This window comes from Dactylosporangium sp. CS-047395 (assembly GCF_050942185.1).
Taxonomy (GTDB): domain Bacteria; phylum Actinomycetota; class Actinomycetes; order Mycobacteriales; family Micromonosporaceae; genus Dactylosporangium.
The window spans coordinates 6664584-6689854 of the sequence record NZ_CP192015.1 but is presented as its reverse complement, the minus strand read 5'-3'; the positions used below and the strand labels follow the sequence as shown (position 1 = coordinate 6689854).

Here is a 25271-nt window from a genome sequence, read left to right as displayed (position 1 = left end):
TGGAACTTCGGCCACGCCGTTGTCGCGGGCCGCAGGTGGAACTTCGGCCACGCCGTTGTCGTGGGCCGCAGGTAGCACTTCGGCCCCGCCTTGTCGCGGGCCGCGGGTAGAAAGGAATGCTCGGCATGGACCAGACGCCGATCGCCATCGTCGGGATGGGCTGCCGGCTCCCCGGCGGCGTCAACACCGTCGACGAGTTCTGGGGCCTGCTCACCGCGGGCCGGCACGTGAACTCCGAGGTGCCCGCCGACCGCTGGGGCGAGCACGCCGGCGACGCGGCCGCCGAGGCCATCATGCGCCGCACCGTGCGCCGCGGCGCCTTCCTCGACGACGTGCGCGGCTTCGACGCCGAGTTCTTCGGGGTGCTGCCCCGCGAGGCCGAGCTCATGGACCCCCAGCAGCGGCTCCTGCTCGAAGTCGTCTGGCAGGCCCTCGAACACGCCGGCATCGCACCCGACACGCTGGCCGGCACCGACACCGGCGTGTACATGGGCGCGGTCTCCGACGACTACGAGCGCCGCCTCCTCGAGGACCTGCCCGGCATCGAGGCGTGGACCGGCATCTGCACCCAGATGTGCGGCCTGTCCAACCGCGTCTCCTACGCGCTCGACCTGCGCGGCCCCAGCCTCACCATCGACACCGCCTGCTCGGCCTCGCTGGTCGCCCTGCACACCGCCTGCCGGGCGCTGGCCGCGGGCGAGTCCGGCGTCGCGATCGTCGGCGGCGTCAACCTCATCGTCGGCCCGGGCCTCACCGTCATGCTGGAGGCCGCCGGCGCCCTTTCCCCGGACGGCGTGTGCAAGTCGTTCGACGCGAGCGCCAACGGCTACGGCCGCTCCGAGGGCGTCGCGGTCGTCGTCCTCAAGCGCCTGGCCGACGCGGTGCGCGACGGCGACCGCGTGCACGCCGTCGTCACCGGATCGGCCGTCGCCCAGGACGGCCACACGAACGGCATCATGGCCCCCAGCGAGGAGGCCCAGTCCCGCGTCCTGCGGGCCGCCCACGCCGTCGCCGGCATCGACCCGGCCACCATCGGCTACATGGAGGCGCACGGCACCGGCACCCCCGTCGGCGACCCGATCGAGGCCCGCGCCATCAGCGCCGTGATCGGCCGCCGGCGCGCGCCCGGCGACCCGTGCCTGATCGGCTCGGTCAAGTCGAACATCGGCCACCTGGAGGGCGGCGCCGGGATCGCGAGCATCATCAAGGCCGCGCTCGTACTGCAGCAGGGCGTCATCCCCCCGAGCCTGCACTGCGTCACGCCGAACCCCGACGTGGACTGGGAGGCCGGCAACGTCCGCGTGGTGACGGCGACGACCCCTTACCCGGCGGCGAACGGCCCCCGCCGCGCGGGTGTGTCCGGCTACGGCTACGGCGGCACCCTCGCCCACGTCGTCCTCGAGCAGGCGCCGCCGACCGTCGCCCAGCCGAGCGTCGAGCGCGAACAGGCCGTACTGCTGCCGGTTTCCGGTTCGACCGAGGCCGCCCTGCGCGCGAACGCCGGCGCGCTGGCCGACTGGCTGGACGGTGCCGACGCGCCGCTGTCGGCCGTCGCGCACACGCTGAGCCTGCGGCGCGCGCACCTGTCGCACCGCGCGGGCGTGGTCGGCCGGGACCGCGCGCAACTGGCGGCGCGGCTGCGCGAGGTCGCCGCCGGGGACGCGCCGGCCGAGGGTGCGCTGGGGCGGCCGGTCGACGGGGCGGGCGCCGGGCCGGTGTTCGTGTTCTCCGGGCACGGCTCGCAGTGGGTCGGCATGGGGCGCCGGCTGCTCGACACGGACGTCACGTTCACGGCCGTCATCGACGGGCTCGCCCCGGTGTTCCAGGCCGAGATCGGGTGCACCCCGCGGGCCGTCCTGGAAGGCGAGACGCTGCGCGCGGTCGACGTCATCCAGCCGATGATCTTCGCGGTGCAGGTGGCGCTCGACGCGGTGTGGCGGCGGCTCGGGGTGCGGCCGGCGGCCGTCATCGGGCACTCGGTCGGGGAGATCGCGGCCGCGGTCAGCGCCGGGGTGCTCGCCCTCGACGACGCGGCCCGGCTGGTCTGCCGCCGCTCGGCGCTGCTGCGGGCGGTGGCCGGCAACGGCGCGATGTACCTCGCCGCGCTGCCCTTCGCCGACGTCGAGGCCCGCCTGGCCGGGCGGGACGACGTGGTCGCCGCGATCGCCGCCGCGCCGCGCTGGACCGTCGTGTCCGGCGAGCTGGAAGCCGTGGAGGAGCTGGCCGGGGCCTGGGTCCGGGAGGGCATCGTCATGCGCCGCGTCGACTCCGACGTGGCGTTCCACTCGCCGCAGCTCGACCCGCTGGTGCCCGGCATGCTCGAAGCGGCCGGATCGATCGCGCACGCGCGGCCGAGCGTCCCGTTGTACCGCACCGGTCACGCCGACCCGGACACCGACCCGCGCACTGCACCGGCTGACGACGCGCAGTACTGGGCGGCCCAGCTGCGCTCACCCGTACAGTTCGCGGGCGCCGTGGCGGCCGCCGTCGCCGACGGGCACCGCGCGTTCCTGGAGGTGTCCGCGCACCCGATCGTCACCGCGTCCATCCACGAGACGCTGTTCGACGCCGGGGTGACCGACGCCTGCGTCACCGGCACGCTGCGCCGGGCCGCCGACGAGCCGGCGAGCCTGCTGGCCGGCCTCGCCGTCCTGCACTGCCACGGCGTCCCGGTCGACTTCGCCGCGCTGCACCCGGCCCGCGACCTCGCCGACGTCCCCGGGTACGTCTGGCAGCACCGCCCCTTCTGGCGCGCCGCCACCCGCCGGGGCCGCTCGACCGCCGCCCCGATGCGCGAACACACGCTCCTCGGCCGGCTCACGACCGTGACCGGCACCACCCCGCTGCGCATGTGGACCACGGAGCTGGACTTCCCGTCCCGGCCGTACCCGGGCCGGCACGCGGTCCACGGCGTCGAGATCGTCCCGGCCGCCGTGCTGCTGCACACCTTCCACCGCGCGGCCGCCGCCGACGACTCGTCCACCCTGGTCGACATCGTGCTGCGGACCCCGATCTCGCTGTCGGCGGCCCGCGAGCTCCAGGTGTCGTACCAGGACGAGGTCCTGCGGCTGGCCACCCGGCTGGCCGCCGCCGACGACGACGACCAGGAGTCCTGGCTCACCAACACCACGGCGCGGGTGCGGCCGGGGGAGCGGCCGGAGCTGCCGCCGCTGGACGTGGCCGGCCTGCGCGCCCGCTGCACCCGCCGGCTGCCCAGTGACCACGCGTCGACGCTGCTCGCCACGCTCGACGTACCGTCGATGGGATTTCCCTGGACCGTCACCGGACTGTGGGCGTCCGAAACGCACGACCTGCTCGCCGAGGTGAGCGCGGGCGACGGCGTGGAGGGCACCTGGGCCTCGGTCCTCGACGCCGCGCTGTCCCTGCCGACGGCGGTCTTCCGCGGTACCCCGGTGCTGCGCATGCCCGCCGAAATCGAGCAGATCGCGGTGCGCGGCGAGCCCGAACCGCGCGTCCTCGTGCACGTCCAGCTGGTGCAGGAGCCGGACGTCGTGGACACCGTCAACGTCACCGTCGCGCGCCCGGACGGCACGGTCGCGGTCGCCATCACCGGCCTGCGCTTCGGCGTGCCGGACGGCGCCCTCTACACCGAGGACCTCGAGGTCGCCGACGAGGAGCCGGTCCTCGCCTGGCGCACCCTGGACGCCGAGCAGCTGGGCGGGTTCGTGCTCGGCGAGGTCCGCCGCCACGTCGCCGGCGAGGCCAAGCTCGACGTCGACGAGGTCAGCCTGCGCAAGCCGCTCATCGAGATCGGCGTCGACTCGGTGATGACCCTGGCCATCCGTGCCCGGCTGCAGCGGCAGTTCGAGCAGTCGCTGCCCGCGTCGCTGCTGTGGGAGCACCCGACGGTGTCCGCGGTCGCCGACCACTTGACCGGCCTGCTGCGCACCGCACGCGACGGGGACGCCGCGTGAGCGTCGAGACGGCGCCCGGTGTGCCGCCGTGGCCGCCCGAGTTCGCGGCGCGGTACCGCGCGGCCGGCTACTGGCGCGACCAGGACCTCGGCCGTCTGCTGTGGACGGTCGCCGACGCCAACGCCGACCGGGTGGCGCTCGTCGCCGGAGCGCATCGCATCACGTACCGGGAGCTGATGGAGCGCTCCGATGCCCTCGCCGAGGCGCTGCTCGACCGCGGGCTGCGGCCCGGCGACACCGTCGTGCTGCAGCTGCCGAACTGCTGGGAGTTCGTCGCCGTCCTGCTCGCCTGCCTGCGCTCCGGGATCGCGCCCGTGCTCGCACTCGTCGCGCACCGCGAGCACGAGCTGCGCTACCTGGTCCAGCACACCGACGCCAGGCTGCTCATCGTGCCCGACGTCTGGCGCGGCTTCGACCACGAGACCCTGGCCGCCGACCTCGCGGCCCTCGCCGACCTCGCCGACCTCGCCGCCGAAGGCCCGATGGTCGCCGGTGGAGACGCGGCGGTCGGCGTTGGAGGCTCGGCGGTCGGCGGTGGAGATGCGGCGGTCGGCGGTGGAGATGCGGCGGTCGGCGTTGGAGGCTCGGCGGTCGGCGGTGGAGATGCGGCGGTCGGCGGCGGTGGCACGGCGGTCGGCGGCGGCGACACGGCGGGCTTGCGCGTGGCTGTCGTCGGTGGAGCGCCCAGGCCCGGTCATCTCGACGTGCGGGCGCTGCTCCAGCCGAGCGGGGACGCCACCGCGCGCCGCAAGCGGCTCGACGCGGTCGCCCCGGACCCCGATGCGCTGGCGTTCTTCCTGCTCTCCGGCGGCACCACCGGGCAGGCCAAGCTGATCGGGCGCAGCCACAACGACTACGAGTACGCGTGCCGGCGCATGGCCGCGATCGCCGGGGCCGGGCGCGACACCGTCTATCTCGCCGCGCTCCCCGCCGCGCACAACTTCGCGCTCGGCGGGCCCGGGGTGCTCGGGGTGCTCGCCGCCGGCGGGCGGGTCGTGCTGCTGCCCAGCCCGGAACCGGTCGCCGCGTTCCGGGTCGTCGTGGCCGAGTCGCCCACCATCACGTCGCTCGTGCCGGCGGTCGCGCTGCGCTGGGCCGAGCACGCCGCCACCCACCCCGGCGCCCTCGCCAGTCTGCGCATCGTCCAGGTCGGCGGGTCGGTGCTCGACCCGGCCGTGGCCGCCGGGCTGCAGCAGGCGCTCGGGGCGCGGCTCCAGCAGGTGTTCGGCATGGCCGAGGGACTGCTCTGCTGCACGCGACCCGAAGACCCGGACCCCATTGTGTACGGCACGCAGGGCCGCCCCGTCAGCCCCGGCGACGAGATCCGCATCCTCGACCCGGCCGGCGCGGAGGTCGCCGACGGCGAGGTCGGCGAGCTGCTCACCCGCGGCCCCTACACCCCGCGCGGCTACTACCGGTCGCCGGCCTTCAACGCCGAACGCTACACCCCGGACGGCTGGTACCGCACCGGCGACCGCGTCCGCCGCCACCCGTCCGGCAACCTCGTCGTCGCGGGGCGCAGCAAGGACCTGGTGAACCGGGGCGGCGAGAAGATCTCCGCCGAGGAGGTCGAGACGCTCGCCCGTGAGCTGCTCGGGCTGCGCGAGTGCGCGGTCGTCGCGGTGCCCGACGCGCGGTTCGGCGAGCGGGTCTGCCTGGTGACGACGGGCGGCCCGCTCAACCTCGACGACGTCCGCGCGCGGCTGCACGCCGGCGGGGTCGCCAAGTACAAGCTGCCCGAGCAGGTCGAGGTGGTGCCGGCGCTGCCGCTCACCCCGATCGGCAAAGTGGACAAGGTCGCGCTCAGCGCGCAGATCAACGGGGGAACCGGTGCACGACGAGGAGATTCGGAAGGTAGCGGAGCTTGAGGCGACCCACTGGTGGTACCGGGCCCGCCGGGCGGTGCTGACGCGGCAGCTGTCCGCGCTCACCCCCGACGGCGGCCCGGCCATCGACGTGGGCTCGTGCGCGGGCGGCCACCTGCCCCTGCTGCACCGCCACGGCTGGCGGCCCCTCGCGGTGGAGTACAGCGACCTCGGTGTACGCCTCATCCACGAGCAGGGCTGGCCCGTCCTGCGCGGCGACATCCGCCGCCTGCCCTTCGCCGACGGCACGGTGTCGCTGGCCGTGGCGATGGACGTCCTGGAACACATCGACGACGACCGCCTGGCCCTGCGCGAACTGTTCCGGGTGCTGCGCCCGGGCGGGACCCTGCTCATGTCGGTGCCGCAGGACATGCGCCTCTGGTCCGCGCACGACGTCGCCCTGAGCCACTTCCGCCGCTACGACCGCGCGGAGCTGCGCGTGCTGCTGGAGGCGGCGGGCTTCGCGGTCGAGCGCCTGTGGAGCTGGAACGTCCTGCTGCGCCCGGTGGCCGCCCTGCGCCGGCGTCACGGTTCGAAGGGCGGCACCGACATGGAGCGGATGCCCTGGCTGGTGAACACCGGACTGCGGGCGATCGCGGGGGCCGAGCGCCTCCTCCCGGTGGGTCGGCTGCCCGGCCTGTCCCTCATGCTTCGCGCACAGCGGCCGCCGACGGCCTCCGTCGTGACTCCAGCAGCGCAACGGTCGCGTCAGCGAACGTATACGGGTCGGTGACATAGCCGACGTGCCCGCCCGGGAAGTCCACCACGGACTGGTCGAGCCGCTCGGCGAGGGCGGCGGTGCACAGGTACGGGTGGTTCTCCTGCTCGTCGCTGCCGCCGGCGATGACCAGGCGGTCGGTGACGGCGCGCAGGCGGGCGATGTCCGGTTCGAACATCGAGTAGGTGCGCATCTCGTGTTCGAGCCAGTAGCCGTGGTTGCGCTTGATGCGCGCGAGCATCTGTTCGAGCTGCGGCTGGGGCAGCTGCGCGGACTCCGGGGGGCGGGCCGGTTTCGTCATGCCCATGCCCAGCCGGAAGACGCGCATGCCCTCCTGGACGCCCTCGGTCCGGAACGTCTTGTACACCGCGGCGTAGAACTCGATCCACTCGTCCAGGTCGGGCAGCACCGCGGCGACCGGGGGCTCGTGGGCGACCAGCGTCTCGATGCGGTCGGGGTGGCGGACCACCAGGTCGAGGGCGAGAGTCGCGCCGGAGCAGCTGCCGAGCACCACGCCGGGGCCGTCGCCGAACCGGTCGAGCAGCGCCAGCGCGTCCTGCACGTCCTCGTCGAGCCGCCGGGCGTCGTCGGCCGGCCAGTCGAGCACACTGCGCGAGAAGCCCCGGCGATCGTACGTGATGACGGTGTACCGCCGCGCCAGCTCGTCCGCCACCGCGCCGAACGGCCCGGCATCGCCGTTGCCGCCGGCGATGACGAGCAGGGCCGGGCCGGCGCCGCGCACCTCGTAGTAGAGCGACGCGCCGGGCACCGCCAGGTGGCCGGCCTCGGTTGCACTCATGAACGCTCCTCGCTGTAACGTCCGCACCATGGATGCGCCGCCGTGCGCGCTCGGTAGCCCGGGCGCGCACGGCGGCGGTCGGTCAGGCGATCGGCTTGCTCAGGTCGAAGATGACGTCGGTGCCGACCATCACCGGCGCGTAGTGCTGCGCGACCCAGGTCGAGATGGCGATGATGATCGCGTAGTGCTCCTGCACCCACGCGACGATCTGCTCGGGCGTCTTGGTCCCGCCGAACGGATCCATCGGCGCCGCACCACCCGGCTGCTGTCCCGCACCCGCCTGCTGTCCCGCACCCGGCTGAGCACCAGGCTGAGCTCCAGGTTGCGCGCCAGGCTGAGCTCCAGGTTGCGCGCCAGGCTGAGCTCCAGGTTGCGCGCCAGGCTGAGCTCCGGGTTGCGCGCCCGGCTGAGCACCAGGCTGAGCCCCGGGTTGCGCACCGGGCTGAGCAGCGCCCGACGGGATGCCGCTGGGCTGAACCCCGGGCTGCGCACCAGGCTGAGCACCGGGCTGCGCACCAGGCTGAGCACCGGGCTGCCCAGCTCCCGGACCAGCGCCGGGACCAGCGCCCGGACCCATGAGGCCGCCGAAGCCGGAGCCCACGAAGTACCGGATCTCGCCGGCCTGCACGCACATCTGGAAGTGCTCCAGCGTCGGCGTCGGATCCCAGCCCGTGAACCCGCCGATCGCCATGATCGGCCGGTCGCTGGCCAGCTGCAGCGTGGCCGCGTTCGGCGAGGTGAAGGTGGCCGCCGCCCACTTGTTCGAGGTCTGCCGCAGCAACGCCACCACCTCGGGGTTCGCCGCCGACCCGCCGCCCGGCGCCTGCGCACCGCCCGGCAGCCCGCCGGCCCCGGCCGGCAGCGCCGTGTTCTCGGCGGCGGCCGGCCCGGCGGTCGGCACCGCCCCGATGTGCGGCCGCCCAGCGGTCGCCAGGCCGTAGGCGGCCGGCGCCAGCAGGGCGACGGCGACCGCTGCCGCGAACGCCCCGCGCGCCGCCGGGCGGCCCTGCGCCAGCGCCACCAGAGCAAGCAGCGCCACGGCGATCACCAGCACCCGGACCTCCGGGTGCCAGAGGTTCGCCCGGCCCAGGATGACCACGTTGACGATGCTCGTCACGGCGACGATCACCGCGAGCGACACGCGTGCGAAGCCGGCGGTGCGGTGCTGCCACAGCTGCCGGCCGCCCACCGCGATCAGCGCGGCGATCGGCGGGGCGATGGCGATCGTGTAGTACGGGTGGAAGATCCCTTGCATGAAGCTGAAGATCCCGGCCGTCACGACCAGCCAGCCGCCCCACAGCACGATCGCCGCGCGCGTGCGGTCCGTCCGCGGCGCGCCCCGCGACAGCACGAACCCCGAGACGATCAGCAGCAGCGCGGCCGGCAGCAGCCAGGTGACGTTCGCGGCGACGACCGAGCTGAACATGCGCCCCACGCCGGGCTGGCCGCCGAAGAAGGCGTTGATGGCCCCGAGGTCGTTGTCGTCGCCGCCGAACACGCGGCCGATGCCGTTGAAGCCGAAGGCCAGGCTCAGGAAGCTGTTGTCGGTCGACGTGCCGATGTAGGGGCGGCTGTCGGGCGACACCGACTCGACGATCGCGACCCACCAGCCCGCCGACACCACCATGGCCAGGCCGCCGGCGAGGACGTGCAGGATGCGGCGGCCCAGCGCGACGGGCGCGGCGAGCAGGTACATGGCGACGAAAGCCGGCAGTACCGTGAAGGCGCCCAGGGTTTTGGTCAGGAACGCGAAGCCGACGAGCGCGCCGGTGCCCAGCATCCACCGCACGCTGCCCGCCTCGACGGCGCGGACGATGGCGTAGGCGGCCGCGGTCAGCAGCAAAGTGAGCAGCGCGTCGGGGTTGTTGAAGCGGAACATGAGCACGGCCGCCGGGGTCAGCGCCAGCACGGCGGCCGCGAGCAGGCCGGCGGCCGGGCCGAACCAGCGGCGGACGGCGGCGTAAAGCAGCGCGACGGACGCGACGCCCATGAGGGCCTGCGGGACCAGCATGCTCCAGGCGTTGAAGCCGAAGATGCGCCCGGACAGCGCCATCACCCACAGGGCGGCCGGCGGCTTGTCGACGGTGATGAAGTTCGACGGGTCGAGGGAGCCGTAGAAGAAGGCCTTCCAGTCCTCGGTGCCGGCCTGGACCGCGGCCGCGTAGAAGTTGTTCCCCGGGCCGGACTTGCCCAGGTCCCACAGGTACAGCACGGCGGTGAGGGCCAGCAGCAGGAACAGGGCCGGGCGGGCCCAGGCCGGGTTGGCGGGCGCGGCGGGTTCCGCCGGGGTCGGCGCGGATTCCACCACGGGCGGGATTTCAGTTGTGGAGCTCATACGCTCTCTCCTTCGAACCGGCAGCGGTACGGCCAGGGCGGCCGAGCCAGAAGCGCAACAGCAGGAACCGCAGCGCCGTGGCGGCGAAGCTGGAGACCACCAGCACCGCCAGCTCGAGCGGGGCCGCGGGCGGGTGCACCGCGTGCAGCAGCACCAGCGACCCGCTGGTCAGCGCGAGCCCGAGGCCGAACAGCAGCAGGCCCTGGGCGAGGTGTCGCAGCAGCTTGCCCGGGCCGCGCACGCCGAAGGTGACCCGGCGGTTGACGAGCGTGTTGGCGATCGCGGACACCAGCAGGGCGGTGAAGTTGGCCGTCTGGGCGGCGAACTCGATGCGCAACAGGGCGTACAGGACGGCGAAGAAGACGGTGGAGGCGATCCCGATGCCGATGAAGCGCACGAGTTGGCCGCCGAGACCGGCCGGCACGCCCGGCAGGAGGGGGCTGCGGCCGAGGTCGTGGCGCAGCAGGGCGAGCGGCAGGCGGCGGGTCACGAGGGCCCGGCCCAGGCGCCAGATGCCGCGCACGTCGGCCAGCGCGGCGGAGACCACGTCCACCCGGGAGTCATCGTCGTCGATCCAGTCAACGGGCACCTCGTGAATGCGCAGGTTGGCCCGCTGGGCCAGGATGAGCAGCTCGGTGTCGAAGAACCAGCCGGTGTCCTGCACGTACGGCAGCAGGCCCCGCGCGATGTCGTGCCGGATCGCCTTGAAGCCGCACTGCGCGTCGGAGATCCGCATCGCGAGCGTGCCGCGCAGCAGCAGGTTGTAGGCGCGCGAGATGGCCTCGCGTTTCGGGCCGCGCACCACGCGCGAGCCGCGCGCGAGCCGGGTGCCGATGGCGATGTCGGAGTGGCCGGTGATGAGCGGCGCGATCAGCGGCAGCAGCGCGGCCAGGTCGGTGGACAGGTCGACGTCCATGTACGCGAGCACCGCCGCGTCCGAGCCGCTCCACGCGGTGCGCAGGGCCAGGCCCTTGCCGGCCGCCTCGATGCGCACCATCGACACCTCGGGGAACTCGGCCACCAGCTCCTTGGCGATGCCGGGCGTGGCGTCGGTGCTGCCGTTGTCCGCGATCGTGATCCGGAAGGTGTACGGCAGGTTCGCGCTCAGATACGCGTGCAGCCGGCGGATGCACGGCTCGAGGTCGCGCTCCTCGTTGTACACCGGGATGGCCACGTCGAGGACCACGGCTGCGCACATGCGTGTATCGTCCCGTTTGCGGCCGCGTGCCCACATCTCCCACCGTGCGCAGCGCTCCCACGGTCATCCACAGTGGACAGCGGGCCGGACGAGGACGCGAAAACGAGCGCCCCGGCGGCGTGGCGCGACCGCCGGGACGCTCGTATCAGTGGGAGCCTACGGCTCAGATGGTGCTGCGGTCCACCGCGGTCACCGGTGCGGGGGAGACCGGCGCGTCCGCGACCGGCGGGTGCGGCAGCGGGTTGGACTCCACCACCGGGGTGCGCCCGGTCGCGGCCTGGTTGCGCTGGTACCGCCAGCGCGCGATCGGCCGCTCCAGCGCGTAGTAGCTCACCGTGGCGATCGCGACGCTCGTGAGCAGCGTCAGCGTCATCAGCGGCCAGAAGTCCATCAGGCCGCGGCTGAACGGGCCGGTCTTCGGGATGTTGCCGAAGATGCTGCCCTGCCCGAGCACCAGGTAGATGGCCGCGATGTGCCACAGGTAGATGCCGTAGGAGATCCGCCCGAGGTACCGCATGACCGGGTTGGCCAGGACGAACTCCAGGTACGCCGACTTGATGCCGGGCACGGTGAGCGGGGCGATCAGCAGCGCCGCGAAGACGAGCACGAACAGCGTCTGCACGTGCGACTGGATCATCGCGCCGGTGGTGCCGACGCCCAGGTCGCCGAAGGTCTTGGGCAGGTTGAGCGCGTAGGCCACCAGGGCGAGGCCCCACAGCGCGAGCGGGTGGCGCTGCACGAAGCGGTGCAGGGCCGGCGGCTGCCCGGTCACGTCGGCGTACGCGGACAGCGTGGCCAGGGCCATGCCGACGGCGAACGCGGTGTAGTACGCGAACGGCCAGTACCACAGGTTCCAGGACGCCACCGTCATGATCTGCGAGGGCAGCAGCACGTAGATCTGCCAGGCCAGGCCGATCGCGAACAGCAGGTAGGTCGAGACCATCGAGCGGCGGGCCCGCTGCAGCGGCGTCGCGCCGCCGCGGGCGGCGAGCCAGGCGATCCCGGCCAGCAGCGGCAGGGACAGATAGAACAGGATCTCCGTCGGCACGGTCCAGGTCGGCTCGATGCCGATGATCCAGGGCTCGTTTGGCGGGTAGTAGAAGTGGATCATCAGGAAGGGCCGCAGCACGTGCCAGAAGCCGTCGATGCGGCCGTAGCTGAACGCCGGCAGCGCGAAGGCGAGCAGCAGCCAGTACGCCGGCAGCAGGCGCAACAGGCGGCCGAAGATGAACGAGCCGCCCTTCGGCCGCGGGGTGCCGGCGATGACCGAGCGGACGAACGGCCGGTACAGGAACCAGCCGGAGAGGACGAAGAAGGGCGGCAGGCACACCGACAGGCCGTCGACCAGGGTCGTCCAGATGCCCGCCGGGTGCTCGTCGAGGAAGCTGCTGATTTTCGCCGTGAACGCGACATGGAAGACCATGACGCCGAGGGCCAGATACCCCCGGATCCCTTCGAGTTTGGGATCCCGTTTCGCCTGTGTCGCACGCGCTGTCGTCGCTGTCGCATTCAACTCGGGTGCCGTCACCGCTCGCTCCTCTCTACCTCCCGGCCGGACGAGGCCAGCCTGGGACAAGGAACGGGCCGGGCGCATCTTCCGTCGTGCGGAGCCATCCGGTCCACAGTGGATGGTCCAGCGACGCAGTCTGGAAGGTGCGCGGGCAGCGCGGCGGCGCGCAGACTGCTGGTCAGAGCTGGGCAGCGCACGGGCTGCACCCAGGTGAGGAGCTGAGATGACCAATGTGGCCGTTGCGCCGCCGGTGCGCGACCGCGCCTCCTCGGCGCGGCTGTCGGAGCTCGCCGACTACGTGGTGCCGTTCATGCTGCGGGCGGTGGCCGACCTGCGGGTCGCCGACCACCTGCGGGAGGGGCCGCGCACCGTCGACGAGCTGGCCGCGGCGACCGGGGTGCAGGCCCTGCCGCTGTACCGCGCGCTGCGGGCCCTCGCCTGCCGGGGCGTCTTCACCGAGGTGGAGCCGCAGACCTTCGCGCTGACCCCGCTCGCGCAGCCGCTGCGCACCGACCACCCCGAGTCGCTCGCGGACGCGTACCCGCTGCTGGAGGCCGACATTCGCGCCTGGGCCGGGTTCGGGCACAGCCTGCGCACGGGTGAGGCCGCCTTCGACGCGGTGCACGGGGTGGACTACTGGACCTACATGGCCGCGCACCCGGACGAGTCGGCCCGCTTCGACGCCTCGCAGCAGTCGGTGACCAAGCGCGAGCTGCGCACGATGCTCGACTCGTACGAGTGGTCGGAGTTCGGCACGATCGTCGACGTCGGCGGCGGCAACGGCGCGTTCCTGGCCGGCATCCTCAAGCGCTACCCGGGGGTGCGCGGGATCGTGTTCGACCAGCCGCACGTGGTCGCCAACGCGCCGGAGGTGCTGGCCGAGGCGGGCGTGGCCGAGCGCTGCGAGGTGGCCGGCGGCAGCTTCCTGCGCCGGGTGCCCGACGGCGGGGACGCGTACCTGCTCAAGCGCATCATGTACGCCTGGAACGACGAGGACGCGGTCCGCATGCTGCGCACGATCCGCGCCGCGATGCGCCCGTCGAGCCGGCTGCTGCTCATCGAGCCGCTGATGGAGCCCGGCGACGCGTTCGACTGGGGCAAGCTCTACGACGTGCTGCTGCTGGCCATGGCCGGCGGCGGCGGGCGCAGCCTGGAGCAGCTCAAGGTGCTCTTCGCCCAGGCCGACCTGCGCCTGGTCCGAGTCGTCAACACCCGGATGTCGCCCATCATCGAGGCGCGTCCTGTGTAGTCGTTTGGACCGCACCGGATGGTCTTACCGGCTCTCTTGGATACCCCTCGATGTCCTGAAAAACAGTGGGGGAGCTCCGCTCCACCCACACCCCCTCAAAACCGCACCAGGTCCTACGACGAGGGGGCAGGTCCCGCCCGGACCTGCCCCCTCGTCGGATCAGCCCCTCGTCGGATCAGCCGGCGACGAAGGCGTTGAACTGCGGCAGCAGGGCCTTCGGGTTCATCAGGACCACGCCGTGGCCCTGGCCCTTGAGGACCTCGTGGCGGCCGTCGGCCAGCACCTCGACGAGGGCGTCGGCGCCGCGGTGGAAGAACTGCTCGCTGCGCCCGCCGGTCATGACCAGCACCGGCGCCGAGACGGCCTTCCAGCGCTCGGCCGGCAGCGGCGTGCCGTCCTGGGTGCCGCGCATGAGCTCCAGGTCGTGCGGCAGTGTGTGCGCGGCGGCGCGCATGCTCGACCAGCCGGGCATGATCGACATGATGTTCACGGCGAACTTCGGGATGCCCATCGTCTTGTGCATGAACAGCTTGACGACCGCCCCGGGCTGCTGCTCGGCGATGAGCTTGCGCACGTCGGCGTCGAGGTCGGCCGGCATCGGCTCGCGGCTGTCGTCGACGATGAACGGCGGCTCGAACACCACCACCTTGCTCACCTTGTCGCCGAGCCGGTTGGCCGCGTCCAGCGCGAGCACGGAGCCGGACGAGCTGCCGAACAGCACCGCCTGCCCGCCGGCCGCGTCGATGAGGGCCTCGATGTCGTCGACCTCGCGCTGCACGTCGTAGGGCTCGTGCTCGGTGCTGTCGTTGCGCCCGCGGCGGTCGAAGTTGATCACGGTGTACTCCGGGGCGAGCGCCTTGGCCAGCCGCCGGGTGCCGGTGCGGTCGGCGAGCGCGGCCGCGACCAGGATGACCGGCGCGCCCTCGCCGGAGCGCTCGTAGGCGATGGACGAGCCGTCCTTCGAGGTCACCCGCAGCACCTGCTGCTCCTGGACCTTCGTCATGATGCGATCCCCTCTCATGCGTTCGCGGTGTATGCGCTCGCGGTGTAGTGGTCCAGCCGTTCGAGCGTCTCGGACCAGCCGGTCCTGACATTGGCGTTGCGCGCGTCGCTCCAGGACCCCGACTGCCGCAGCTGTACCACGCACTGTCCGTGCAACTCGGTGAAGTGGACGGTCACCACGGCGGTGCCCTCATCCGTCGGCGTCGCGTCGAAATTGCCCCAGCCGAAGACCAGCCGCTCGGGCTCCACCACCTCGTGGTAGGTCATCTCCGACGGGAACTCGGTGCCGTCGGCCTCGCTGACCATGCTCATCCGCCAGTGTCCGCCCGGCCTGGCGTCGATGGACATGCGCGACAACGGCGTGCTGACCCCGTGCGGACCGAACCACCCGGCGAGCCGCTCGGGCTCGATCCAGGCCCGGAAGAGCTCACGGCGGGGCGCGTCGAAGACCCGCCCGACCGTGAACTCGCGCGGGCCGGGCCGGGTGGTGTCGGGCCGCAGCCGTCCGACCGCCGCGTCCAGCCGCTCGAAGCGGGTCAGCCACATCTCGCGGTTGTGGCCGATCCAGCCGGTCGCCTCGCCCAAGGGGGCCGGCTCGAGCGTGCAGGGCCGCCACTTGCCGGTGCGGCCGCGGCGGATCAGGCCGGCCTGTTCCAGCACCCGGAGGTGCCGGGACACGGCCTGAGCGGTGATGTCGAACGGCTCGAGGAGCTCCTTGACCGTCGCCTCGCCCCGGGCGAGGCGCTGCAGGATCTCCCGCCGGGTGGGGTCGGCGAGGGCGGCGAAGGTCGTGCTCAGCGTGTCCGTCATGTCGTCCCCGCCATACGCTCAACCTTACCGTTTATAAACCGACGTGTTTAGTGTATGACCAGGGCAACCCCTGTCAAGTTGATCGCCCGGGATCACCGCTGCGGGTGACCCTGCGGACCCGGCAACCGGCACTGCGCACTATCCGTAATTGCCCGGCCACTACCGCACGATTCGAGAAGACTTCCCTGTTGGGCTACGTGAAGATGGCCATGGCCATCAATGTCGTGGCATTGATCGGCAGGTGGCCGGACGCGAGCTTGCACAGGTGGAGCCCGTGTCGAGCGCTTCCGTGACCCTCCGGAGCCGGTGCGGAAAACGGTCGCGGAATGCCTTACGGAATTGTCGCCGAGTGGACCGTACAAATGCTGCGGTCTGCTTTTGTGCGCCCGAATCGAAGGGGGAACCGTGCCCTCGCAACCCGTCGGTGTCCTGCGCCGACTCATCCCAGCGTTCGCTGTGCTCGTGCTCATCGTCGGCTTCTACGGCGCGGCGCGGTTGCCCGAGGCGTCGGCCGACACCCGGGCGAGCATGGCCAAGCGGTACCAGTTCACCGAGATGCCGATCGCGCTGCCGCCCGGGCTGCCGATGAAGACCGTGCGCGAGGTGAACCCCGCGTACGAGCACATCAAGTCGTGGATCTCCTCCGTCGGGGCCGCGATCGCCGTCAACGACCTCGACGGCGGCGGCGTCGCCAACGACATCTGCCTCGTCGACACCCGCAGCGACTCGGTCGTCGTCACCCCGGCCCCGGGCAGCACCGGCACCTACCAGCCGTTCGTGCTCACCCCGGCCCCGCTGGCGAGCGGCCCGGCGATCGCCCCGATGGGCTGCACGCCGGCCGACCTCAACGGCGACGGCTGGAACGACCTGCTCGTCTACTACTGGGGCCGCACACCGGTGCTGTTCCTGAAGAAGCCCGAGCCGGGCCCGCTGTCGGCCGCCTCCTACACGCCGACCGAGCTGGTCCCGCAGGCCGTCCCGACCGACGGGCTGTACCGGGGGCCGCTGTGGAACACCAACGCGGTGGCCGTGGCCGACTTCGACGGCGACGGGCACCCGGACGTCGGCGTCTTCAACTACTTCCCGGAGACGCAGGTCCTCGACCCGCACGCGCCGCCGAACGTGTCGATGAACCACTCGATGTCGCACGCCCGCAACGCCGGCGGCGCGCACGTGCTGCGCTGGACCGGCGCCACCGGCGGCAGCCAGCCCAGCGTGCAGTTCCAGGAGCAGCCGGCCATCGACCCGGCCTTCGCCAGCGGCTGGACCCTCGCCTCGGCCTCGGCCGACCTCGACGGCGACCTGCTGCCCGAGCTGTACCTGGCCAACGACTTCGGCCACGACCGCTTCTTCCGCAACGTCTCCACCCGCGGGACCATCAAGTTCGACCTGGTCGAGGGCGATCGCGGCGCGTTCGACCCGAAGTCGCTGGTGATGGGGCACGACTCGTTCAAGGGCATGTCCATCGAGTTCGGGGACCTGTCCGGCAACGGGCGCTTCGACGCCTTCGTCAGCAACATCACCGAGTCGTGGGGCCTGGAGGAGAGCAACCTCGTCTGGCGCAACACCGCGGCCAGTCCCGAGGACGCGCGGACGGCGCTGGCCAAGGGGGTCGCGCCGTACAAGAACGTGGCCGCCGAGACCAACCTGGCCTGGGTCGGCTGGGGCTGGGACGCCAAGATGGCCGACTTCGACAACAGCGGTCACCTCGCCGTCGTGCAGGCCTGCGGCTTCGTCAAGGGCGAGATCAACCGGTTCAACTGGCTGCAGGAACTGGCGATGTCCAACGACCTGATGCTGCAGAACCCGGAGATGTGGCCGAAGGCCGTGCCCGGCGACGACATCGCCGGCGAGAACGAGCTGGCCTTCTGGGCGCCGGAGGGCAACGGCCGCTACGCCAACCTCAACGCCGAGCTGGGCCTGGCCGTGCCGATCCCGACCCGCGGCGTCGGGGTGTCCGACGTCGACGGCGACGGCGGCCAGGACCTGATGGTGGCCCGCCAGTGGGGCGAGCCCGCCTTCTACAAGAACACCGCCACCAACCGCGGTGCCTACGTCGGCCTGCGCCTGTACCGCCCGGCGACGACCGAGAGCACCGACGGTCCGATCGGCACACCCGCCTACGGTGCGGTCGTCCGGCTGACCACGGCCGACGGGCACACCCAGCTCGCGCAGCTCGACGGCGGCGGCGGGCACTCCGGCAAGCGCAGCTTCGACGTCTTCTTCGGCCTCGGCGGGCAGGGCAGCCAGCCGGTGCAGGCGGAGATCAGCTGGCGCGACACCAGCGGCGCCACGCACCGCCAGACGGTGCAGCTGACGTCCGGCTGGCACGACCTGATGCTGACCGACCAGGCGCGCGAGGTGACGGCATGACCGACGTACAGGTTCCCACCGAGACCGGCCGTGCGGGCACCGCACCGGCCACCCCCGAGGCCGAGCGCCCGAAGGTGCCCCGCGTCGACCGGCGCGACCCGCGCTACCTGGCGCTGCGCAACTTCGCCATCTCGATGAGCATCTTCAACATCCTCGGCTACACCGTGCTCGGCTTCGAGCAGCCGTGGACCTGGCCGTTCTTCGCGCTGCTGCTCGGCTACAGCATCGAGTTCGGCGCCGAGATGATCGCCGCCTGGGCCAACAAGCGCCCGGCCGCGTTCACCGGCAACGGCGCCTGGGGCGTGTACACGTTCCTGCTGCCGACCCACATCACGGCCCTGGCGGCCAACATGCTGCTCTACGGCAACGACATGTTCTGGCCGATCGCGTTCGCGGTGGCCGTCGCGGTCGGGCAGAAGTACGTGCTCCAGGCGCCCATCAAGGGCCGGCTGCGGCACTTCATGAACCCGTCCAACCTCGGCATCACCGTGGCCCTGCTCGCCTTCCCGTGGGTGAACATCGCGCCGCCGTACCACTTCACCGAGAACGTGCCCGACGTCATCAGCATCATGATCCCGATCATCATCGTCACCGCCGGGACCGTGCTCAACGCGATGCTGACGAAGAAGGTCCTGCTCATCATGGGCTGGGTCGGCTCGTTCGTGATCCAGGGCCTGCTGCGGCACTACATCTGGGACGTGGCCCTGTGGGCGGCGCTGGTCCCGATCACGGGTGTCGCGTTCGTCCTGTTCACCAACTACATGATCACGGACCCGGGCACGACGCCCTCGTCCGGCCGCAACCAGTTCATGTTCGGTGCGAGCGTCGGCATGGTGTACGGCGTGCTGATGCTCTTCAACGTGGTGTACACGCTGTTCTTCGCGGTCACCATCGTCTGCCTCGTCCGCGGCCTGTACTGGTGGGCCAAGTGGCTGCTGGAGCGGCGCAGGAAGGACCTCGTCGACGAGGCGGCCGAGCCGACCCTCATCGCCACCGCCTGAGTCAGGTCCCACCGGGGCGGCTGCCCGCGCGGCCGCCGCCCCCGACCCCTGGAGCAGCATCATGACCGCGCGCCTCGATCTGCTGTCCCGCCCCGGATCCACGGACCCGGCCCGCCCGCGCAACCGTGCGGCGGCCGTGGTCCTCAGCCTCGCCGCCGGACTCGCGCTCGCGATCCTGTGGTCGTTCGAGCTCGTCGACCACGAGATCGGCGACACCGTCGCGAACAACCTGCTCGGCCACGACGCCAAGCAGACGGCCATCGTCGGCACCGCGGCCGGGCTGCTGTTCGCGTTCGTCTCCGGCCTGGCCGGCACGTTCACCGCCTGCAACATCGCCATGGCGGCCGCCGTCGGCCCGCTGACCTCGGCCGGCGCCGCCACCTCGCGCGGCGGGCGGGGCGTGCTGCGGATGCTGGTCCGCCCGACCGCGTGCCTGCTGCTCGGCATGGTCGCCGTGTCGGCGGTCTACGGCTTCGTCGGCGTCCTCATCGGCGACCGTCTGCCGCAGCTGTCCACCGACACGGCCGGCGGGATGCCGGTGCGGATCATCCAGTCGTCGGTCGTCTTCGGCGTCATCGGGCTGGCCCTGCTGTACCTCGGCCTGGCCGCCCTCGGCGTGCTGCCCGACGTGTTCCGCGACCGCCCGACCGCCCGGGTCGTCGCGCTCGGCGGGCTCATCGGCGGCTTCCTCATCGGCCGGCCCTACCCGCTGTTCAACAAGCTCTTCCACTACGCGGCCGACACGCACAACCCGCTCTACGGCTCGCTCGCCTTCGTGCTGCAGTCGCTGGGCAACGTCACGCTCGTGGTGGTCCTGTTCGTGCTCGTCACGCTGCTCACCCGCGGCCGGGTGGTGGCCTGGCTGGCCGGCAGCCCGCGGCGGGCCGCGCTGGTGTCCGGGGTGCTGCTCATCGCCCTCGGCGCGTTCACCGTCGCGTACTGGGACCTGCGGGTGCCGGCGCTGTTCGGGCACGGCTGGTTCCCGACGATGCCGTACAACGCCTGACATGTGGGCGACCGCGCTTTCCTCGGCCGGGCAGCGCTTCACCGCGCTGCTGCGCCATCCGGGTGCGGGCACGGCGATGGCCACCGCGGACTGGTCGGCCGGCGACACCGCGGCCCACGTGCTGACCCTCGCCCAGGTGTACCGCTCGCTGCTGGGCCGGCTCGACCCGCCGGCCCCGCACGTGCCCGACGAGATCCTCGACGTGGTCACCGTCGACACCGTCGCGGACTTCAACGAGATCCTCCTCGCCCAGATCGGCACCCGCGAGCCCGTGCGGCTCGCGGAGCTGATCGAGGAGGAGCTCGCCCGGATGGCCGAGGCCGCCGCCGGGCGCGATCCGGCCGCCACCGTACCGTGGCTGGGCGGCTCGAACGTGCCGGTGGCCGGACTGTTCGGCCACCTCGTCAACGAGCTGCACATCCACGGCCGGGACATCGCCCGCGCGCTCGGCGAGCCGTGGACGATCCCGGCCCCGGAGGCCGCGCTGTTCTTCGAGCTGTTCCTGCTCGGCGTGATCCGGGAGGGGTACGGCACCCTCGTCGACGGCGTCACCCTGCGCGACCCGGCGCGGATCGCGGTCGAGTTCCACTCCGCGCACACCACCCCGGTCACCGTCACCCTCACCGACGACCGGGTGTCCTGGGAGCCGGCCGGCGGCGCGGTCGACGTCCGGGTCCGCTTCGACCCGCCGACGCTCAACCTCATGCTGTTCGGCCGGCTCAGCCGGGCCCGGGCGGTCGCCGGCGGCGGGGTCCGCATCGGCGGACCGCGCCCGTGGAAGATCCTGCCGTTTCTCCGCAAGCTCCGCATGCCGCACTGAACGGGGGCGTCCGATGAAGCTCGGGATGCAGCTGAAGTACACCGGCGAGGTGCTCGGCGCGCTGGACCGGCTGGCCGAGTACGAGTCCGCCGGCCTCGACGTCGTGCACGTGCCCGAGGTGTACTCCTACGACGCCGTCAGCCAGCTCGGGTACATCGCCGCCCGGACCAGCCGGGTGGAGATCGCCTCCGGCATCCTCAACGTGTACACGCGCACCCCGGCCCTGCTCGCGATGACCGCGGCCGGCCTCGACGCCGTCTCCGGCGGCCGGTTCACCCTCGGCCTGGGCTCCTCCGGCCCGCAGGTCGTCGAGGGCTTCCACGGTGTGCGCTACGACGCCCCGGTCGGCCGGCTGCGCGAGGTGGTGCAGATCTGCCGCCAGGTGTGGCGGCGCGAGCCGCTCATCTTCGACGGCCGCCATTACACCGTGCCGCTGACCGAGCCGCGCGCCGCCACCGGCCTCGGCAAGCCGCTGTGGCTGGTCAACCGGCCTCGCCGGGCCCGCATCCCGATCACCCTGGCCGCGCTCGCCCCGCGCGGCGTGGCCCTCGCGGCCGAGCTCTGCGAGGGCTGGGAACCGGCGTTCTACCTGCCCGAACGGGCCGCCGAGGCGTTCGGCGAGCCGCTCGCCCGCGGCCTGGCCCGGCGCGCTGCCGACCTCGGCCCGCTGCGGATCGTGGCCGACACCTGGGCCCACGTCAGCGACGACCCGGCCGAGCTCGCCGCCGCGACCGCGACCGTGCGCCAGATCGTCGCACTGTACGTCGGCGGCATGGGCGCCCGCGGGGCCAACTACTACGCCGCCCTCATGGAGCGCTACGGCTTCGGCCGGGTCGCCGCCCGCATCCAGGACCTCTACCTCGCCGGCCAGAAGCCGGACGCCGCCGCCCTCGTGCCGCAGGAGCTCATCGACGGGATCGCGCTGATCGGCCCGGCGGCCTGGGTGAAGGACCGCGTCCACGCGTTCGCCGCGACCGGCGTCGGCACCCTCAACGCCACCCCGGTCGGGCGGACGCACCGGCAGCGGCTGCACACGGTCGAGGCGATCCGGGGCATGCTGGACTGATCGTGTGGCAACCTGGTCGGGTGCCGCCGACCACGATCGCGCACGCCGACCTCGACGCGTTCTACGCCTCTGTCGAGCAGCGCGATGACCCCAGCCTGCGGGGCCGCCCGGTGCTCGTGGCCACCAGCATCGTCTTCGCCGCCAGTTACGAGGCCCGCGCGTTCGGTGTCCGCTCCGGCATGGGCCGCCAGCGCGCCCTCGCCATGTGCCCCGGCGCGGTGCTCGTCAGCCCGCGGATCCCGCACTACCTGGCCCAGAGCGAGGCCGTGTTCGACCTCTTCCGGGCCGGCGGCGACCTGGTCGAGGGCGCCTCCATCGACGAGGCGTTCCTCGACGTCACCGCCCGCTGCCGGGCCCCCGGCGACGCCGAGCGGATCGGGGCCGGCCTGCGCGCGGCCGTGCGCGACGGGGCCGGGCTGCCGGTGACCGTCGGCGTCGCCCCGACCAAGTTCATCGCCAAGATCGCCAGCCGGACGGCCAAGCCGGACGGGCTCATCGTGGTGCCGCACGGCGAGGAGCACGCGTTCCTCGATCCGCTGCCAATCGACCGGATGTGGGGCGTCGGCCCGGTCACCACGGCGAAGCTGCGCGAGCACGGGGCGCGCGTCATCGGCGACCTGACCGGGCTGCGCGAGGCCGACCTGATGGCCATCGCCGGGCTGGCCGCCGGGCGGCGCATCTTCGACCTGCTGCACAGCCGCCGCCCGCAACCGGTGCGCCAGGCCCGCCGCCGCGCCTCGTTCGGCGCCCAGTTCGGGGCCGGGTCGGCGGTCATCCCGCCCGACGACGTCGATTCGCTGCTGCACAGCCTGGTCGAGCGGGTGGTCTGGCGGATGCGGGAGGCCGGGCGGATCGGGCGGATCGTCGAACTGCGGCTCCGGTACGGCGACTACACCGCGTCCACCCGCGCCCGCACCCTGTCCCGGCACACGGCCGAGCAAGCGGCGCTGCTCGCGGTCGTGCGCGGGCTCTATCGCGAGGCGGCGCCGGACGCCGAGGCGCGCGGGATCACACTCGTCGGCGTGGGCGTGCGCGACCTCGAGGACGACAGCGCGACCCAGCTGGAGCTCTTCGAACTGCCCGCGCCGCCGGAGCCGGAGCCGGTGCGGAGCGGCGAGATGGAGCGCCGCCGGGAGGCGGAACGCAAGCGGCTCGGCATGCCCGACCACATCGATCTGCGCAAACCGGCCGACGGGTAATTGAGCACGCTGGAAGAAGGCCTCCGGTTGCGGCCGTGCCAGGGTTCGGCCATGGCTCACATCGACCTCGGCGTGGACGAGAAGGAATTTCCCGGCATCACCGGTCCGATGCGGTACCGGCCGGAGACGGCGCAGCACCTCAACGGGCTCGCGGAGACGCTGCTGCGCGCACCGCACTCGCTGCCCCCGGGCGAGCGCGAGCTCATCGCGGCCTATGTCTCCGGCCTCAACGAGTGCACGTTCTGCTGCTCGTCGCACTCGGCGTTCGCCGCGGTGCAGCTCGACGCGGGCCTGCCCCTCGTCGAGCAGGTGCGCGCCGATCTCGACGGCGCGCCGATCTCGGCGAAGCTGCGCGCCCTGCTGCGCATCGCGGGTGCCGTGCAGCAGACCGGGCGGGCGGTCACCCCGGAGCTCATCGCGGCCGCGCGGGCCGAGGGCGCCACCGACCTCGAGCTGCACGACACGGTCCTCATCGCGGCGGCGTTCTGCATGTTCAACCGGTACGTGGACGGCCTCGGCACGTTCGCGCCGCCGGCCCAGGAGGACTACCTGCCGATGGCCGAGCGGATCGTGCAGCAGGGCTACGGCGTCTGAGGGCTTTCGCTCAGGGCGGGTGGGCACGCACGAAGATGCCCGCCCGCCTTCCGCGTTTCTAGCATCGGCGTACCGCAGCCCCTCGGCTCCAGGAGGCCAGCATGACCAGAGTGCCCGCGGCGCCGAGCATCGCCGGATTACCGCCCTGGCCGCCGGAGTTCGTCGCGCGGTACGTCGCCGAGGGCCACTGGAGCGGCCGCACCCTGGTCGACGCGGTGTACCGAGCCGACCCCGCCGCCACCGCCGTCGTCGACGGCGCGCACCGGCTGACCTACGCCGAGCTGCTCAGCCGGGCCGACGGCGCGGCCCGCCGCCTGCTCGCGCTGGGCCTGCGCCCCGACGACCGGATCGTGGTGCAGCTGACCAACGGCTGGCCGTTCGTGGTGCTCACCCTCGCCTGTCTGCGCATCGGCGTCGTGCCGGTGCTGGCGCTGCCCGCGCACGGGCGGCACGAGCTGACGTTCATCGCGCAGCACGCCGAGGCCCGGGCGGTCGTCGTGCCCGGCGGCGGGAAGTACGCCGGGCATCTGGACGTCGCGCGCGACGTCGCGGCGGCCGCCCCGACCGTCGAGCACGTGTTCGTCGACGACGTGCAGGGGCTGCGCGAGCTGTGCGCGCCCGCCGCCGGTCCCCTCGACGCGCCGGCGCCGTCCAGCCGGGACATCGCGCTCATGCTGCTGTCCGGCGGGACGACCGGGCTGCCGAAACTCATCGCCCGCGCGCACGACGACTACGGCTGCTATGTGCGCCGCTTCGGCGAGGTGAACCGGCTCGACGCGAGCTCGGCGTTCCTGGCCGTGCTGCCGATGGGGCACAGCCTGCCGTTCGGGCTGACCCTGGCCACGCTGCAGCACGGCGGGACGGTCGTGATCGGGTCGTCGCCGGCGCCGGCCAAGGCGTTCGCGCTGATCGAGGCCGAGCGGGTGACGCACACCGCGCTCGTCCCGGCGATCGCGCAGAGCTGGCTTTCGTACCGTACAACCGAAGCGGGACACGACCTGAGCTCCATGCGGCTGCTGCTGGTCGGCGGGGCCCGGCTGCCCGACGAGATCGCCGACCGGTTCGTGCCGGCCCTGACCGCCGCGCTGCAGCAGGGCTACGGCATGGCCGAGGGACTGGTCTGCCTCACCGACCCGGACGACCCGGCCGAGGTCGTCGAGCACACCCAGGGCCGGCCGATCACCACCGCCGACGAGCTGCGGCTGGTCGACGAGGACGGCCGGGCGCTGACCGACGGCACGCCGGGGGAGCTGCTCACCCGCGGGCCCTGCACGCCGCGCGGCTACTACCGCGCGGACGAGCACAACGCGCGCGCGTTCGTCGACGGATGGCTGCGCACCGGCGACATCGTGCGCATCCGGCCGGACGGCAACATCGTCGTCGAGGGCCGGCAGAAGGACATGATCAACCGGGGTGGCGAGAAGGTGTCGGCCGAGGAGGTCGAGAACTTCGCCTACCAGCTGCCCGGTGTGCGGCTCGCCGCGGCCGTGGCGATGCCCGATCCCGAGCTCGGCGAGCGGGTCTGCCTCTACGTCACCGCCGCCGCCCCGGTGGCCCTCGAGGACGTCGTGGCCGTCATGCACCGCGCGGGCGCGGCCCGCTACAAGCTCCCCGAGCGGCTCGTCGTGCTCGACACCCTGCCGGTCACCAACGTCGGCAAGATCGACAAGAAGGCGCTCCGGGCCGACATCGCCGCCCGGCTGGAGCTGGAACTGGACGCGAGCGCCACGCTCGCCCGGTGACGCGCGCCGCGGCGCTCACCCGCGGACCCTGCACCCTCCTGCCTCGGGG

General features: G+C 72.9%; 18 protein-coding genes. 12 read left to right on the top strand and 6 right to left on the bottom strand.

The window, feature by feature from the left end; genetic code table 11:
• Positions 1 to 125 precede the first annotated feature (125 nt).
• The 3 genes from ACQP00_RS31515 to ACQP00_RS31505 are packed head-to-tail and all read left to right on the top strand — an operon-like array spanning position 126 to position 6533.
• A complete protein-coding gene (locus tag ACQP00_RS31515) occupies positions 126 to 3935 on the top strand; it encodes a type I polyketide synthase (protein WP_433201980.1) in 3810 nt (1269 codons plus the stop codon).
• On the top strand, positions 3932 to 5803 hold the full coding sequence (locus tag ACQP00_RS31510; protein ID WP_433201977.1) for a (2,3-dihydroxybenzoyl)adenylate synthase: 1872 nt from the start codon (positions 3932 to 3934) through the stop codon (positions 5801 to 5803). The genes ACQP00_RS31515 and ACQP00_RS31510 overlap by 4 nt, the downstream gene beginning before the upstream one ends.
• Positions 5766 to 6533, top strand: a complete 768-nt coding sequence (locus ACQP00_RS31505) for a class I SAM-dependent methyltransferase (RefSeq protein ID WP_433201974.1) — start codon at positions 5766 to 5768, stop codon at positions 6531 to 6533. The genes ACQP00_RS31510 and ACQP00_RS31505 overlap by 38 nt, the downstream gene beginning before the upstream one ends.
• Here the strand turns inward: ACQP00_RS31505 and ACQP00_RS31500 are convergent.
• The 4 genes from ACQP00_RS31500 to ACQP00_RS31485 all read right to left on the bottom strand — a co-directional run bounded on the left by ACQP00_RS31500 (position 6445) and on the right by ACQP00_RS31485 (position 12273).
• Positions 6445 to 7317, bottom strand: a complete 873-nt coding sequence (locus ACQP00_RS31500) for an alpha/beta fold hydrolase (protein WP_433201972.1) — start codon at positions 7315 to 7317, stop codon at positions 6445 to 6447. The genes ACQP00_RS31505 and ACQP00_RS31500 overlap by 89 nt on opposite strands.
• An 82-nt stretch (positions 7318 to 7399) precedes the next feature.
• Positions 7400 to 9652: a glycosyltransferase family 39 protein gene (locus ACQP00_RS31495; RefSeq protein WP_433201969.1), complete on the bottom strand. Its 2253-nt coding sequence runs from the start codon at positions 9650 to 9652 to the stop codon at positions 7400 to 7402.
• Positions 9636 to 10850 carry a glycosyltransferase gene (locus ACQP00_RS31490; RefSeq protein ID WP_433201967.1) on the bottom strand — a complete coding sequence of 405 codons (1215 nt, stop codon included), beginning with the start codon at positions 10848 to 10850 and terminating at the stop codon, positions 9636 to 9638. Before ACQP00_RS31490 ends, ACQP00_RS31495 begins: the two co-directional genes overlap by 17 nt.
• Before the next feature lie 163 nt (positions 10851 to 11013).
• Entirely contained in the window at positions 11014 to 12273 is a 1260-nt protein-coding gene (locus ACQP00_RS31485) for an acyltransferase family protein (protein ID WP_433201964.1), read from the bottom strand.
• 310 nt (positions 12274 to 12583) lie between these two features.
• Here ACQP00_RS31485 and ACQP00_RS31480 point away from each other — a divergent pair, with 310 nt between their 5' ends.
• Positions 12584 to 13609, top strand: a complete 1026-nt coding sequence (locus tag ACQP00_RS31480; RefSeq protein WP_433201962.1) for a methyltransferase — start codon at positions 12584 to 12586, stop codon at positions 13607 to 13609.
• Between the two features lie 175 nt (positions 13610 to 13784).
• On the opposite strand, the gene ACQP00_RS31475 is transcribed toward ACQP00_RS31480, so the two are convergent.
• Both ACQP00_RS31475 and ACQP00_RS31470 read right to left on the bottom strand, forming a co-directional pair.
• On the bottom strand, positions 13785 to 14612 hold the full coding sequence (locus ACQP00_RS31475; RefSeq protein ID WP_433201959.1) for an alpha/beta fold hydrolase: 828 nt from the start codon (positions 14610 to 14612) through the stop codon (positions 13785 to 13787).
• Positions 14613 to 14626: 14 nt separating this feature from the next.
• Positions 14627 to 15421 (bottom strand): metalloregulator ArsR/SmtB family transcription factor, encoded by a 795-nt coding sequence (locus ACQP00_RS31470; RefSeq protein WP_433201957.1) that lies wholly within the window; start codon positions 15419 to 15421, stop codon positions 14627 to 14629.
• Between the two features lie 405 nt (positions 15422 to 15826).
• Here ACQP00_RS31470 and ACQP00_RS31465 point away from each other — a divergent pair, with 405 nt between their 5' ends.
• The 8 genes from ACQP00_RS31465 to ACQP00_RS31430 all read left to right on the top strand — a co-directional run bounded on the left by ACQP00_RS31465 (position 15827) and on the right by ACQP00_RS31430 (position 25222).
• A complete protein-coding gene (locus ACQP00_RS31465; RefSeq protein ID WP_433201954.1) occupies positions 15827 to 17794 on the top strand; it encodes a CRTAC1 family protein in 1968 nt (655 codons plus the stop codon).
• Complete coding sequence (locus tag ACQP00_RS31460; RefSeq protein WP_433201951.1) at positions 17791 to 18795, top strand: enediyne biosynthesis protein; 1005 nt, start codon at positions 17791 to 17793, stop codon at positions 18793 to 18795. Before ACQP00_RS31465 ends, ACQP00_RS31460 begins: the two co-directional genes overlap by 4 nt.
• A gap of 61 nt (positions 18796 to 18856) precedes the next feature.
• A complete protein-coding gene (locus ACQP00_RS31455) occupies positions 18857 to 19801 on the top strand; it encodes a hypothetical protein (RefSeq protein WP_433201948.1) in 945 nt (314 codons plus the stop codon).
• 1 nt (position 19802) lies between these two features.
• Positions 19803 to 20621, top strand: coding sequence for a maleylpyruvate isomerase N-terminal domain-containing protein (locus tag ACQP00_RS31450; protein WP_433201945.1), 819 nt, complete (start codon positions 19803 to 19805; stop codon positions 20619 to 20621).
• Between the two features lie 13 nt (positions 20622 to 20634).
• On the top strand, positions 20635 to 21687 hold the full coding sequence (locus ACQP00_RS31445) for an LLM class F420-dependent oxidoreductase (RefSeq protein WP_433201942.1): 1053 nt from the start codon (positions 20635 to 20637) through the stop codon (positions 21685 to 21687).
• A 20-nt stretch (positions 21688 to 21707) separates the two neighbouring features.
• Positions 21708 to 22886, top strand: coding sequence for a DNA polymerase IV (dinB, locus tag ACQP00_RS31440; protein WP_433201939.1), 1179 nt, complete (start codon positions 21708 to 21710; stop codon positions 22884 to 22886).
• Positions 22887 to 22937: 51 nt separating this feature from the next.
• The gene (locus ACQP00_RS31435) at positions 22938 to 23480 is read left to right on the top strand and encodes a carboxymuconolactone decarboxylase family protein (RefSeq protein WP_433201936.1); all 543 of its coding nucleotides are present in this window, start codon (positions 22938 to 22940) and stop codon (positions 23478 to 23480) included.
• Positions 23481 to 23581: 101 nt separating this feature from the next.
• The gene (locus ACQP00_RS31430; protein ID WP_433201933.1) at positions 23582 to 25222 is read left to right on the top strand and encodes a (2,3-dihydroxybenzoyl)adenylate synthase; all 1641 of its coding nucleotides are present in this window, start codon (positions 23582 to 23584) and stop codon (positions 25220 to 25222) included.
• The last annotated feature ends 49 nt before the right edge of the window (positions 25223 to 25271 follow it).